The sequence below is a fragment of the Microcoleus sp. Pol12B4 genome, assembly GCF_036701385.1.
In the GTDB taxonomy this organism is placed as follows: Bacteria; Cyanobacteriota; Cyanobacteriia; order Cyanobacteriales; family Microcoleaceae; genus Microcoleus.
In genome coordinates this window covers 1-13,777 of record NZ_JAUBQR010000179.1, presented here as the reverse complement: position 1 = coordinate 13,777, position 13,777 = coordinate 1, and the positions used below count along the sequence as shown (strand labels likewise).

Here is a 13,777-nt window from a genome sequence, read left to right as displayed (position 1 = left end):
ATATCACCAATGGCAAACACTTCTCTTTAATAGTAGCTTAAGTTTACTCCATCCTTTCCTTCAGGGCACTACCCAAACGACTAGCTGCAAGCATCCATGTTGACCGTTTGCGTAACATCGACCCTACTCACATCGCCAGCGAGTGAGCAACCACCGAGTGGTTAAAAGATATCAAATGGGTTCTATAGTTGTCGGGCTCCGTACCTCCGACCGACGCGCCTTTCATCCCTGCGGTAATTTATTCGGGTTACTCCGTGCAAGCACTCCAATATATCCCCTCTAAATATACCGAGGGACTTCCCGGCTGCTAGTTAACCTTTCAGAATGACTTTTGCAAGAGGTCTAATATATTCTTTTGTAGCTTTTCGGTACTTACCTTTCATTCTATCATCTTTAAAACTGCCTAAATTATCAGGATCACCATGTATGCTCCCCTAAGCAAATTTTCTCAGATAACATCAAATTAGTTCAGCAGTTTGAGCTTGTATATTTCCTTTATTTAAAAACAATAAAATTAAAGCTCTTTGCCGGATATCTGGATTCTCATGCTCTTTTAATGCTTGTTGTAAAGTTTCTTTTGTCTCGGAACTGAGGAAGTTTTTACTAGGCATCTAGTTTTTTAAAATATCATCATATTGTATAGTGCAATATGTGTTTTAGATGCTGAACCGCTTAACATTTGCGGTTAAAAAAGGGATCTCGCTCTTGAAACACTATTTTTGATTGCTAGAAAACCTAAGACAAATTATCAAACATTAGTTTTCCGAGGAAATACAAGCTGTTTGATCACATCCAACCGCGAACAGTCCCAGTAATCGATGTGAGAAACAATTAAACCGTCGCTGTTGACTTTCAGTTCGCTCCTACCAGCGATCGCCATTTTAGGTCGCCAAGGTAGCGGTGCGAGCCAGCTCAAAGTCCAGCGAGTTTCTATAATATCGGACGATCGCGTAATGCCGTGCAAGTCTAGTTTAATTTCTTTAAAAAAAGTCCCCATAAACCCGATCATTTTGCGGTAGCGATCGACTCCTGTAAATCGATTCACCGGATCCTCAAAATAAACATCTTTGGCGTAAATGCTGTAAGTCTGATTTTTGGGAAATCTTTGATAATCGTCTTTGAGAATTTGAATAATATCCATTATGATTAGCTATTTGCCTTAAATTATTATAATATAGTTTATACCTGCTTGAGAAAAGGCGGACAACTTATGATCGACCTGTACACTTTTACCACACCGAACGGTCGCAAAGTCTCGATCATGCTCGAAGAAATAGGTTTACCCTACAGCGTGCACGTCATCGACATTACCAAAAACGACCAATTTAGCCCAGAATTCATCGCAATCAACCCCAACAGCAAAATTCCGGCGATAGTCGATCGAGATAACGGCATCACCGTCTTCGAGTCTGGCGCTATTCTGATCTATCTTGCCGAAAAAAGCGGCAGATTTCTGCCTGCAGACAAACAAAAATACTTTCAAATTATAGAGTGGCTGATGTTTCAAATGGCCAGCGTCGGTCCGATGTTTGGTCAGCTCAACCACTTCAAACGCTTTGCACCCGAACAAATTCCCTATGCGATTGGGCGCTACGAAAAAGAAACCTTGCGACTCTACGGAGTATTAGACACTCAACTAGCAAAACACGAATACATCTGCGGCGATTATTCGATCGCCGACATTGCTACCTATCCCTGGGTTGCTATTTACGAATTTCAAGGATTAACCCTAGACAACCACCCCCATCTCAAACGTTGGGTAGAAACCTTACAGAAGCGTCCCGCAGTTGAGCGGGGCATGGCTGTTCCCGAACTGCAAAAATAGCAATTTTTTAACCGCAGACAGACAAAGATATTACCAATCTTATCGGCGTTCATCTGCGGTTAAAAAATCTTTAAAACCTAATCAGCAAAGTGCTTAATAATCGCCTCAGCAAACTCCGAACACTTCAACTCAGGCACCGGCGGTTCCATCAACCTCGCCAAATCGTAAGTAACTTCACCGTTAGAAATTGCCGCTCCCAAACCCTTCTTAATCAAGTCTGCAGCTTCCTGCCATCCCAGGTATTCTAACATCATCACCCCGGACAAAATCAGGGAACCGGGATTGACTTTATCCAAACCGGCGTGTTTCGGTGCAGTGCCGTGAGTTGCCTCAAAAACTGCACATTCATCACCAATATTCGCGCCGGGACCCATACCCAATCCGCCGACAATGGCGGCGGCCGCATCGGATAAATAATCCCCGTTCAGATTCATTGTCGCCAAAATCGAATACTCGGCCGGCCTGGTTTGAATTTGTTGGAAAATACTGTCAGCAATTCGGTCGTTGACCATAATTTTTTCTTTCCACTGACCACTGCCATGACTGTCCCAAATTGCAAACAGAACATCGGCGACTTCTTGACGGATTTTGGCTTGTTTTTCTGGCGTCAAAGCATCATATCCAGGGTCTATTTGGCGGGCATTATCTTCTAAGCTAATGTTGGGACTTTTTTCTTTGTTGCCAAGAATCCAAGACTCTCTTTCAGTCACGCACTGAGCGCGAAATTCGGTAGTGGCTAATTCATAACCCCAATCTCGGAAAGCTCCTTCGGTGTATTTCATGATGTTGCCTTTGTGCACCAAAGTTACTTGCTGCTTATCTTTTGGCAACCGTAAAGCGTGGGTAATCGCGCGCCGTACTAAACGCTGAGAACCTGTTTTGCTAATGGGTTTAATTCCGATTCCCGAATCGAGGCGAATTTGTTTTTTGCCATGTTCTGGTGTTGCTGGAATTAACTCATTATTGAGGAATTCAATCAATTTTTTGCCTATTTCGCTGCCTTTTGCCCATTCAATCCCGAGGTAAATATCTTCTGTATTTTCCCGGTAAATAATTACATCTAGGAGTTCAGGAGTTTTGTGGAGCGATGGTGTTCCAGCATAATATTTGCAGGGTCGCACGCAGGCGTAAAGGTCAAAGATTTGCCGCAAAGCTACGTTTAGCGATCGAATGCCACCCCCGATTGGGGTTGTCAGTGGCCCTTTGATGGCGACTCCGTATTCTTTGATGGCGTTTAAGGAATCCTGGGGCAGATATTGGTAAGTACCGTAGACATCGCAGGCTTCGTCGCCTACATAGATTTTAAACCAGTTGATTTTTCGATCGCCACCGTAAGCCTTTTCTACCGCAGCATCCATGACTTTCTGGGATGCAGGCCACAAGTCAACCCCGGTACCGTCGCCGCGAATGAAGGGAATAATCGGGTCATTAGGGACGATCGGCGAACCGTCTTTGAAAGTAATTTTAGAACCTGTTGTTGGGGCGACAATCTTTTCGTACATATCTTAACGGCGGGGATAGGAATGTTCCCTATTTTGCCACGATTGTCTCCCTAAACCTCAATCAATCCTAAATATTTGTATAAACTTTTGATAAATTGATTGTTAACTGCAGATAACAGCAGATAAACGCAGAGGTTTTTGCGAATGTCTGCATTTATCTAAAATTTTATTCTTTTTGCATATTCTTCTTCACAATCCACAAAATACACCAGATGACTATAATCACCACAACTATTTTGGAAACCGGCCCCAGATAATCGTCTACAAGTGTATAATTTTCCCCGAGTTTATATCCGGCAAAAGTCAGGAAACTTACCCATAAAAGAGTGCCACCTGTTGAGTAGATTAAAAAAGGAATTAAAGGCATATTATTGATGCCAGCGGGCAGGGAAATTATGGTGCGAACTCCGGGTACTAGACGACACAAAAACACGGCTTTGTTGCCGTGTCTGTTAAACCATCTATTTGCTTTGTCAATATCGGCGCCCGATACTGTGATCCACTTACCGTATTTGTCGGCTAAATTCCTCAAGCGTTCTTCGCTCAATAATTTACCGGCATAGTACCAGGGAAGCGCACCCAAAACTGTACCGATTACTCCTGCTGCGATGGCCGGTGAAAACTCCATTCTGTTCTGGAATACCGTGAATCCTGCCAGGGGCATAATCAATTCTGAGGGTATGGGGGGGAAAAGATTTTCTAAAAACATCAACAGCCCTATTCCGAGATACCCCATCGACTGCATTGTGTTAGTTATCCATTCAACCATTTTGATTCACTAATTTGGTAAGAAGAAGTCTGTAGTCATTGCTCGTTACCCGACTGTGCCGGGTAACGCATATCTAGAGGCTCTGCCTCGACTCCCCATGAGGGAGGAAACAGAGCCTCGTTGCATTCATTCCCCGGTACAGTCGGGGAACGATAAACGATGATTAAGTACCCGAAGTCCAAGAGTTTGTGTACTCTATTTGTTCTGCCGTCAAGGTATCAATGTGAATACCCATTGCTTCCAATTTGAGACGGGCAATTTCTTTGTCAACTTCCACGGGGATTGAGTGAATACCAGGCTCTAGTTTGCCTTTGTTCGTAACCAGATATTCGCAGGCTAAAGCTTGGTTAGCAAAGCTCATATCCATCACGGCGCTGGGGTGTCCTTCGGCTGCTGCCAAGTTAATCAAACGACCTTCACCCAACACAATAATCGATTTGCCATTATTGAGGTGATATTCTTGAGTGAAAGACCGAACCGTTTTCACGTCGGTGCTTTTTGCGCCGAGGGATTTGAGGTCAATTTCAATGTCGAAGTGACCGGAATTGCAAACAATTGCGCCGTCTTTCATTGTCTCGAAATGTTCGGCACGAATGACGTGTTTGTTGCCGGTAACGGTAATGAATATATCTCCGACTGTTGCTGCTTCGTCCATCGGCATGACGCGGAAACCGTCCATCACTGCTTCGATCGCCCGAATCGGATCGATTTCGGTGACAATTACGTTAGCACCCATACCGCGGGCGCGCAGTGCCGTGCCTTTGCCGCACCAACCGTAACCTGCAACCACAATATTTTTACCTGCTAACAAAATATTGGTAGCGCGGATAATGCCGTCTAGGGTAGATTGACCGGTGCCGTAGCGGTTGTCAAAGAAGTGCTTGGTGTCGGCGTCGTTGACGTTCATTGCGGGGAAAGTCAGCACGCCGTCTTTCAACATGGCCCGCAGGCGCACGATGCCTGTGGTAGTTTCTTCGGTAGTTCCGATTAAGTCGGAAATTTGGTTCGGGCGGTGCTGGATCAGTGCGGCTACCACGTCGCTGCCGTCGTCGATGATTATATTGGGGCGGTGGTCTAGGGCTGTGTAGACGTGACGTTCGTAGGTAGCCGCGTCTTCTCCTTTGAGGGCGAAGACGGAAATGCCGTAGTCTTCAACTAAGCAAGCCGCTACGTCATCTTGAGTGCTCAAGGGGTTGCTGGCGATCAGTACGGCGTCGCCACCGCCGAGTTTGATGGCGATCGCCAAATGAGCGGTTTCTGTGGTTACGTGGCAGCAAGCAGCCAAGCGAATGCCAGCGAAAGGCTTTTCTTTAGCGAAGCGTTCTTGAATTTGCCGCAAAACGGGCATTTCCCGGCCGGCCCACTCGATGCGTTGCTTTCCCAAGGGGGCGAGGGACAAGTCTTTCACTTCGTGTTTAATCTTGACGGATGTAGCAACCATGTATGTTATTTCTCAGAAATCATCAAACTTTGTTAGTTTTAGCAGATTAAGTCATCGGCGGGCAAGTGCTGTGATTTTACTCGATCGGGGTCGGCGCTGCTAATCTGAAATTTTGATTGTGTTTTAATGATTAGCGAACGAGTCGATGGAGTCACCCCCACAGTAAGAGTCAAACATTCCTGTCGGCCGATCAATCTCAATTTTTGGTGTTAGCATGGCATTCTTGAATTATTTGACACTCTCATTTGGGCTGCTAGCAGTTTGAGCGCCTGCGTGATTGCGTTCCCAGCTTGGCGTCCGGCAGATATCATTGGTTTGTTATGACTTGGTTGAGTAGGGATTAGTTTCGGGTTCCCAGACATCTTAAAATACTTTTTAGGTAAGATATTGTTGCTGTTGCACGAATCGTTTCAATGGGGCGATCGGATAATTGTAGAAGGCTTTGAAGGTACTGTTGAAAAGATTTTGCTGCGTTCAACTCAAATTATTAGTGATGGGGGAGAGCCAGTTATCGTACTGAAGGCGATCAAATTTACCAATTCAGTGCGGGTACTAATAACCCTTACACACCAGCCAACCAACCTGCGTTTAATTTTAGCCTACAAGCTCGGCATTCCTGAGCAATTGAAACCTTGGTTAAAGCTATTTCCGAAGTCGAAGGCGTTTTGTCCCAAACAACTCCAGAAGTTGAGAGTTTAGGCATTAAGCAAGATTATTTGCATCTTATTTTCCCCCATTGGAAGCTGCAGGAACAAGCACAGGTGCAACGGACAAAAACTGTGGTTGTGGAGGCGATTAAAGTAGCGTGCGTCTGGGGGGACATTAAAATTCTTCAATCGGTAGCGGTGACTTTGTACGATCGAACCCTTTACCGTGAGTGAGTTGGGAATTTTGAGTTGGGAGAGGGAGAGGGCGAGAGTGGGATAGTCGGAGAGTGGGAAAAATCCTGTTTCTCCTGTCGGACTTCTTCACTCTTGACTTGTGCCATCCCCTCCATCCGTTAAATCCATTAAATCCCGTACACTGCTGCGTGGCGGAACGTCCCTCTGACTTCTCCCGACTTTTCAAATCAAGCAAAAGGCGAGCCTATTTTTCATTAGCGCGCCTCCAAATAGAACTTTATTTTGTTGTCAAACGTAATTGATGAGATTGTTCCGGTTGAAACAAATCATGAAGTCGTCTTGCTAGCCCGGCGACGGCGTGCTGCAACCAAGCCACCTAAACCGAGAGCCAAACCAGTCATTGTCATCGGTTCTGGAACTGCTTCTGCGCTCACTGTGAAGTCTTGGAAGTCTGCGTCGTTGCTGTTACCGCGATCGTCGAAGCCAATTAGCGTGCCTCCGTTAAACAGAGAATTCAATCCGTTTGTGAATTGTCCGGCTGCTTGGAATGTGGCAGTTGTTTCTTTGTCGAGGGCGTTCCACAGGGAGGATGACGGGCCAAATATTGCTTGCTGGCTGCCGGTAGAGGCGACATTCAGATTCAGCCCCGATGTCGAGTATACCATGCCGTTATCGCTTGATAGTCCCAAGGTGTAAACTTTATTGGCCAGGAATGTGAAGAATGCTGAGCCTGAACCCAAGACTGTATTGCCTAATGTTCCTTTCCAGTCGCTAGCGCCACCGTTGTCTGAGGATTTAGTTTCGGAAAACAGGTTAGCAACGTTGGTCAGTGCGAAGCCGTTCACTTCGTAAATTGCCAAAGAGGAAGTGAAGGCCCCGTGAGATTCGTTGAATTTAAATTGGACATCTTGATTTTGTCCGAATGTGATCCCGTTGGTACCAAAGGAGGCGGCTTGAGCTGGAGCTCCGGCGCCAAACAGAGCTGTGGCGGCTGCGGTAGCTGTTAGGGCGGATAAGAGTTTGGTATTCATAACCTGTTCCTTTTGTGCGAGGGTCTTAATATTTTCATTATGCGATACTTTCTTTGTATTTGGTTCACTTTAGGTAAAGTTTGACATATTCTTTATCAAGCCTTTACAGAACCTTCACAAATGCTGTCGATCGCATCTATCAGCAGGCGATCGCTCCCTACAAATAGCCACTAAATAATTATAAATAGCGTGGATGGAAACCTTGCAGTCACTGGCATGGGAGCGCGGAGTAGCGCAACTGATTTGGAGCTGACCTCTGCTAATTTTTTATTTAATTCTCAAGTCTAAATCCTGAACAGCAAACACTTAAGTATAAATACGGTAATATTTGTGCGTACTGACAGTTAAAGAAGTTTTATATTAACCAGAAACTGGGAATATTTGTTTTTTGGGACTTTTGTAGGGGAGTTAAAGTAGTTTATCTATCGGGTAAAGTACGTACAGACTGCGATCTTTGGGTTTACGTGTTTTGGTTGAATTAAGTAGATACGGTGGCGTGAGATATCCCAAAGATGCGATCGAGGGGATGCAGTTTCCGCAGACTGAAGCAGTAAAAGATCGGATTGCCCCTCAATAAAGATTGTATAGAGAAGCTCTCGGCCCGTCTTTGCTCCCGATCGCCCGAATCAAAAAAGACCGCTGTAGCGTTCCTCTGCCCAAGGTTCGCCCCGCTGGTGGTAGCCGTTGCGTTCCCAAAAACCTAGTTCTTCGGTTTCTGTAAACTCCAGGCCGTTAATCCATTTAGCGCTTTTCCAAGCGTACAAGTGGGGAACTACGAGCCGCATTGGGCCGCCGTGGTCTGCTGACAGAGGTTCGCCGAAGACGGTGTGGGCGAAAAAGTTTTCTTCTCGGAGGAAGTCGGCGATCGCAATGTTGGTAGTATAGCCGCCGTAGCAGTGTTCCATGACGTGCAGAGCTTTTGGATCGACTTCTATGTAGTTCATAAAATCTGTGACTTTGACTCCCGTCCACTGCACATCGAGTTTTGACCACCGGGTGACGCAGTGAAAATCAGCCGTAAAGTTACTTTGGGGCATGGCCTGGAAGTCCGACCAAGTGAAGGTTTTTGGTTTTGCTAATCCCCAGACTTTAAATTCCCAACTCTCAATACTGACGGAGGGTGTATCACCGTAGGTCAGCACAGGAAAGCCGTTGGCTAGGTATTGACCTGGGGGGACTCGATCGAGGTTTTCTGATTCTGGCTTGCGAAAAAATTTGCCCAGCATTGATTCACGCTCTACAGTAACTGACTGCAATCCTGAGTATAACTTGCAGAGATGGGCGCATCGCTATTCGTCTCCAGGTAGAAAGCTTTCATCACTTCTGCCGAAATAAAATCCCCCAATCATGCTAGATACCCGCCTAATTCTGCCTTCGGAGAGAGGCTAAGCTAAAAATTACAAAATATATCACCCCAGAGTATGAATTACCTAACCTTAAATTTTATCGCAATTGATGGTGCACTTCTGAATCTTTGATGTATTGTAACAATATACTCAGATGCCATATGTAAAAAACATTGATGGGGTAAAAATCATGATCACAAGTTGCTTGATTCCTTTGACGGTCTGCTTGGTTGCTTGGTGGGTGACTGCCGGGACTGACAACAGAACGCTAGACGGAATTCCGGCTCCGATAGCTGCAATTATTGGAGTGTGTTCGTTAATTTGGTTTGTGGCGGCGTGTCCTTGGCCTGTTGAACTCGCTCTAGTTTTGGCGGTGGTGGTTTTTGGCAAAGCTTATTTGCAAAAAATCTTGAAAGTGGGCTGAATTTTCAAGGCTAGCGCTCCTAGGATTTGCGGGAGCGCGATCGGGTACTGCTACGTTGTGAAAATTTTTCGCGATTTGTCTGGCTAGGTTCTCCGAGGGGGTCACAAAGACGGAACCAACCCCAGAACTGGTGAAATTCAATTTACATATTTCAGTTAAAAATTAGAACATAAAGATCGACAGAGAAACCCGATTTATCTAAGATAAAACGGGTTTGTGAGGTTATGAAATTTTCACACATCCCGCAATAATTGCTTAGGACTTAGGCACTCGGAACCCAAGAAACCGGGTTTCTGAGTCAAGGAGTGTTGCTATATGTTCATAAAATGGCGAGCTGTTAAATTGGCAAGCGATTGATATCTTTATTAGAACCAATTACTACCATCGCGTCGCCCTTTCTCAAGCGTTCGCTTGGCTCCGGATTAATCTCGAACTTGTCGGCGCGCCCGACTGCTAGCAAGTTCAAACCATACTTGCGCCGAAGCTCCAATTCAGAGATGGTTTTACCGTCAAACTTTTCAGGAACGAGCACCTCAACGATGCTGTGATCTGGGTCGAGGTCAAACCGTTCTAAAATGCTGGGCTGTGTAAGAATCCGGGCCAAAGAGCAGCCCATTTCTCGTTCTGGAAAAACTACATGATCTGCACCCACTTTTTTCAACAGTTTTAAGTGAGTTTCCGAAGAAGCTTTGGCTATTACGTGACTTACCCCGCCTTCCTTAAGATTTAGGGTGGTGGTAATGCTTTCGGCTAGGTAATTGCCGATCGCCACAATCACTGTTTCAAATTCAAATATACCCGCTTCCGCAAGAGCGCTAGGCTCAGTAGAATCTAACTGCACAACGTGAGCAGCAATACGATCGGTCAAAGCTTGAGTTACTTTTTTTTCATCGGTGTCAACTCCCAAAACTTCGTAACCCAAGCCGTGCAGAGTCGAACACACAGCTTTGCCGAAGCGTCCCAAACCAATAACTGCAAACTGCTTGTTGTCGGCACGCAAAGTGCGAAAAAAATTCAAAGATGACAGGTTCACTCAATATCCAGCGCTGAGCGTCTTGCTGTTTAAGTTTTAGCAGAGACAGCGCCGCCTCCTTTTGATTTTTGGGTAAGTAGTAAAAGTTGATTTGGGTTGTCACCCATTGTTTAGATTATCAGCAAGTAGGCAAGATTTTTTTTATCCCACTAACAAACTTTCCTCAGCATACTTAAAAGACCTGGGTTTGGGGTCGCCAAATGCAGCACTTATCAGCAGCAACACGCCAACCCGACCTATATACATTGTAGCAATCAAAATCAACTTACCCATCGCTGAAAGTGTGGGTGTAATCCCAGTGGAAAGACCGACCGTGGCAAAAGCTGAAACGGCTTCATACAGCGCTGCGATAAATTCTACTTGGGGATTGGTCAGCTCGATTAAAATTGCAGATGTGAACGCGACCAACAGGGAACCGAAGACTACGCTAATAGTTTTCAGAATCATTGGTGGCGGGATTTGACGCTGATAGCACTCCACATCTTCCTGGCCTTCGATAACTGCTGTGGTACAGCAAAACAATATTCTAAAAGTTGTGGTTTTGATTCCGCCGCCGGTGCTGCCAGGACTGGCACCGATAAACATCAGCGCGATAGTCAGAAATAGCGAGGCTTCGGTCATTTGGCCAATGCTAATTGTATTGAAGCCCGCCGTGCGGGGAGTAACAGATTGAAACCAAGCTGCCATCACCTTTTGAGGAAAATTTAGAGAGCCGAAAGTGTCTGGGTTGTCGTATTCCAGCACCAAAAAAGCTAGCGTTCCTAAAATTAAAAGGACAGCCGTTGTAGTGGTAACAACTTTGAAGTTCAGGGAAAAAACTGTGCAGATAGGGCTTTTGTTGAAACGATCGCGCAGCCACAGGTACATTTCCATAATTACTTGATAGCCGATTCCCCCAAATATGATTAAACCGCTGACTGTGAAGTTAACCATAGGCGAAGTGATGTAGCCGATCAAATTATCTGAATAGATGCTAAAACCGGCGTTGTTAAACGAATTAACGCTGTGAAATATAGCAGACCATACGCCCTCTTTAAATCCGTATTGGGGGACGAAAACCGTCATCAGCAAAAACACTCCTGTTAATTCAAACAAAAGCGTAGTTGCTAGAATTGACTGCACGAGTTGTACTACGCCGGCTAGCCCGGATTTGTCGAGAGATTGTTGCAGGGCAATTTTGTCTTTCAAGCCAAAGCGGCGACCCACTAACAGCAGCAAGAAACTCGTGGCTGTCATGTAGCCCAAGCCTCCTATTTGCACCAGTAAAACTAGGCACAGTTGCCCCCAAAAAGAGTAATATTTTCCGACATCCACAACCGACAATCCCGTGACGCAGACAGCGGAAGTAGAGGTAAACAGTGCTGTTATTGGATCGCTCCAAGTTCCATCAATTGTGGAAAAGGGCATCATCAGTAATAAAGCACCTGTGAGGATGACAGCGAGAAAGCCCAAAGCAATGGTTCGCGAAACAGTCATTCGATTTTAGATTTGAGATTTAGATTTGAGATTTGAGAGGGAACCACAAATCGATTTTAGATTTGAGGTTTTAGAAGGAACCCACAAATCGATTTTAGATTTGAGGTTTTAGAGGGAGCCCACAAATCGATCCTCGGGCTTCAAATAAGGACATCTCTGTCTGGCTAGTGCTTGCGGTCGATCGAACTAAATGGCCAAATTCTATGACAACAGCGGGAAAATAACGGTAGAATTCCTTTAATAACTTGCGATCCGGCGATGACATCAACACTTTACCAGCAAATTCAGCAACTTTACGACGCTTCTAGCGGTTTGTGGGAGCAGGTGTGGGGCGAACATATGCACCACGGTTACTACGGCCCGGATGGCAATTTGAAAAAAGAGCGCCGACAGGCTCAGATTGATTTGATAGAAGAACTGCTGGCTTGGGCTGGAGTACCGACAGAGAAGGCACTGTGTGAATCTTACCGCATTCTGGATGTCGGTTGCGGGATCGGCGGCAGCACGCTGTATTTGACCGAAAAGTTTAGTTCGATCGCTCAAAATAATTTAAAGTTGGATGGCGAGGTCGATCGAGAGAGTAGCCGATCGCCCGAACTAAATAAAACGGGCGCTAGCGTTACAGCGACCGGGATTACTCTGAGTCCGGTACAGGCTAACAGAGCGACCGAACGCGCTAAAATTGCTGGGCTAGAAAGCAATGTGAACTTTTTGGTGGCCGATGCTTTGAATATGCCTTTTCCGGACGAGTCCTTCGACTTGGTTTGGTCGCTCGAAAGTGGCGAACATATGCCCGACAAAATTAAGTTTTTGCAGGAATGCTGCCGCGTGCTCAAGCCGGGAGGAACTTTGATTTTGGCAACTTGGTGTCACCGCCCGCTGGGAGAAACGGCGGGAGAATTAACTGATGAAGAGAGAAAGCAATTGGCAGAAATTTACCGAGTTTATGCTTTGCCTTACGTGATTTCTTTGCCGGAATACGAGGAAATTGTCCGCAGTTTGCCTTTGACAAGTATTCGCACCGCTGATTGGTCAAAAGCTGTTGCTCCTTTTTGGGATGTGGTGATCGATTCTGCTTTGACTCCGAGCGCAATTTGGGGTTTGCTCACGAGCGGTTGGACGACTATTCAAGCAGCACTTGCTCTCGGATTGATGAGCCGTGGATATCAAAGCGGGTTGATTCGTTTTGGGATGATTTGTGCTGTAAAATAGCAGGCATATATCAGAGAAGTTTTGAGTGTTGAGTTGAGGAGCAAGGTGTGCAATGCACACCCTAGAGCATATTATTTGTTTGGTGTGGGTGTGAGATTTATGGGCAATGATTCGATTGGCAAGTCTTGGATTGATAAAAAGGGCTCGGCTCCGCAAAGCTGGGTGAGGGCATTTTGGGAGTTTTCTCGACCTCACACAATTGTGGGTACTAGCTTGAGTGTATTGGCGTTGTACGCGATCGCCCAAAGCGCGCGACTGTTTGTGAATCCTGTATTTGGACCCCTAGTTTTTGCCTGGTTGGCTTGCATTTGTGGCAATATTTATATTGTGGGATTGAACCAGTTAGAAGATGTTGAAATTGATAAAATTAATAAGCCGTATTTGCCGATCGCCTCGGGAGTGTTTTCTCGGAAAACCGGGGAATTAATTGTAATTGCAACGGGAATTATAGCAATTTTGACTGCTGTTTTACAAGGCCCGTTTTTGCTGGCTACCGTTGGCGTTAGTTTGGCGATCGGGACTGCTTATTCTCTGCCGCCAATTCGCCTGAAGCGGTTTCCTTTTTGGGCGGCGCTGTGCATTTTTACGGTGCGGGGCGCGATCGTAAATTTAGGGTTATTTTTACACTTTAATTGGGTGTTGGGTTTGGGAAGGGCTAAAAGCGCTTTTTCTGGATGGAGTTTGGAAAGTATGTCTTTTCGGATTCCTGCGGAAGTTTGGGTGCTGACGGTTTTTGTTGTGGTGTTTACGTTTGCGATCGCCATTTTTAAAGATATCCCCGACATGGAAGGGGACAAGCAATATAATATTACTACGTTTACGATTGAGCTGGGCAAGCCGGCCGTCTTTAATTTATCTCGCTGGGTGTTGACGGTT

Annotated in this window: 15 protein-coding genes; 6 read left to right on the top strand and 9 right to left on the bottom strand. The window is 45.7% G+C overall.

Going from position 1 to position 13,777, the window contains the following annotated elements; translation table 11 throughout:
• Window positions 1–458: 458 nt before the first annotated feature.
• Both QUA38_RS21580 and QUA38_RS21575 read right to left on the bottom strand, forming a co-directional pair.
• A complete protein-coding gene (locus QUA38_RS21580; RefSeq protein ID WP_333165383.1) occupies window positions 459–611 on the bottom strand; it encodes a hypothetical protein in 153 nt (50 codons plus the stop codon).
• 137 nt (window positions 612–748) lie between these two features.
• Window positions 749–1,141 (bottom strand): DUF2358 domain-containing protein, encoded by a 393-nt coding sequence (locus QUA38_RS21575; protein ID WP_333165381.1) that lies wholly within the window; start codon window positions 1,139–1,141, stop codon window positions 749–751.
• 69 nt (window positions 1,142–1,210) lie between these two features.
• Here QUA38_RS21575 and QUA38_RS21570 point away from each other — a divergent pair, with 69 nt between their 5' ends.
• Window positions 1,211–1,825 carry a glutathione S-transferase N-terminal domain-containing protein gene (locus QUA38_RS21570; protein ID WP_333165378.1) on the top strand — a complete coding sequence of 205 codons (615 nt, stop codon included), beginning with the start codon at window positions 1,211–1,213 and terminating at the stop codon, window positions 1,823–1,825.
• Between the two features lie 77 nt (window positions 1,826–1,902).
• Here the strand turns inward: QUA38_RS21570 and QUA38_RS21565 are convergent, their stop codons facing one another.
• From QUA38_RS21565 to ahcY, 3 genes are all read right to left on the bottom strand, one after another.
• Window positions 1,903–3,327: an NADP-dependent isocitrate dehydrogenase gene (locus QUA38_RS21565; protein WP_333165375.1), complete on the bottom strand. Its 1,425-nt coding sequence runs from the start codon at window positions 3,325–3,327 to the stop codon at window positions 1,903–1,905.
• Window positions 3,328–3,493: 166 nt separating this feature from the next.
• Window positions 3,494–4,096, bottom strand: a complete 603-nt coding sequence (locus QUA38_RS21560) for a DedA family protein (RefSeq protein WP_333099289.1) — start codon at window positions 4,094–4,096, stop codon at window positions 3,494–3,496.
• Between the two features lie 163 nt (window positions 4,097–4,259).
• A complete protein-coding gene (ahcY, locus tag QUA38_RS21555) occupies window positions 4,260–5,537 on the bottom strand; it encodes an adenosylhomocysteinase (RefSeq protein WP_333047387.1) in 1,278 nt (425 codons plus the stop codon).
• Window positions 5,538–5,876: 339 nt separating this feature from the next.
• On the opposite strand from ahcY, the gene QUA38_RS29465 reads away from it, so the two are divergent.
• Window positions 5,877–6,236 carry a mechanosensitive ion channel domain-containing protein gene (locus QUA38_RS29465; protein ID WP_445305086.1) on the top strand — a complete coding sequence of 120 codons (360 nt, stop codon included), beginning with the start codon at window positions 5,877–5,879 and terminating at the stop codon, window positions 6,234–6,236.
• Window positions 6,170–6,418: a hypothetical protein gene (locus QUA38_RS21550; protein WP_333165373.1), complete on the top strand. Its 249-nt coding sequence runs from the start codon at window positions 6,170–6,172 to the stop codon at window positions 6,416–6,418. The genes QUA38_RS29465 and QUA38_RS21550 overlap by 67 nt, the downstream gene beginning before the upstream one ends.
• Before the next feature lie 287 nt (window positions 6,419–6,705).
• On the opposite strand, the gene QUA38_RS21545 is transcribed toward QUA38_RS21550, so the two are convergent.
• Both QUA38_RS21545 and QUA38_RS21540 read right to left on the bottom strand, forming a co-directional pair.
• On the bottom strand, window positions 6,706–7,410 hold the full coding sequence (locus QUA38_RS21545; protein ID WP_333165371.1) for a PEP-CTERM sorting domain-containing protein: 705 nt from the start codon (window positions 7,408–7,410) through the stop codon (window positions 6,706–6,708).
• A 626-nt stretch (window positions 7,411–8,036) separates the two neighbouring features.
• Window positions 8,037–8,636 carry a sulfite oxidase-like oxidoreductase gene (locus tag QUA38_RS21540; RefSeq protein ID WP_333068079.1) on the bottom strand — a complete coding sequence of 200 codons (600 nt, stop codon included), beginning with the start codon at window positions 8,634–8,636 and terminating at the stop codon, window positions 8,037–8,039.
• Window positions 8,637–8,946: 310 nt separating this feature from the next.
• Here QUA38_RS21540 and QUA38_RS21535 point away from each other — a divergent pair, with 310 nt between their 5' ends.
• Entirely contained in the window at window positions 8,947–9,180 is a 234-nt protein-coding gene (locus QUA38_RS21535; protein WP_333165369.1) for a hypothetical protein, read from the top strand.
• 337 nt (window positions 9,181–9,517) lie between these two features.
• Here the strand turns inward: QUA38_RS21535 and QUA38_RS21530 are convergent, their stop codons facing one another.
• Both QUA38_RS21530 and QUA38_RS21525 read right to left on the bottom strand, forming a co-directional pair.
• Window positions 9,518–10,213, bottom strand: a complete 696-nt coding sequence (locus QUA38_RS21530) for a TrkA family potassium uptake protein (RefSeq protein WP_333165367.1) — start codon at window positions 10,211–10,213, stop codon at window positions 9,518–9,520.
• 141 nt (window positions 10,214–10,354) lie between these two features.
• A complete protein-coding gene (locus QUA38_RS21525) occupies window positions 10,355–11,689 on the bottom strand; it encodes a TrkH family potassium uptake protein (RefSeq protein ID WP_333165365.1) in 1,335 nt (444 codons plus the stop codon).
• A gap of 258 nt (window positions 11,690–11,947) precedes the next feature.
• On the opposite strand from QUA38_RS21525, the gene QUA38_RS21520 reads away from it, so the two are divergent.
• Complete coding sequence (locus QUA38_RS21520) at window positions 11,948–12,901, top strand: methyltransferase domain-containing protein (RefSeq protein WP_333165362.1); 954 nt, start codon at window positions 11,948–11,950, stop codon at window positions 12,899–12,901.
• Window positions 12,902–13,000: 99 nt separating this feature from the next.
• Window positions 13,001–13,777 (top strand): homogentisate phytyltransferase (locus QUA38_RS21515; protein WP_333165360.1); only part of this gene is annotated, 777 nt, incomplete at its 3' end.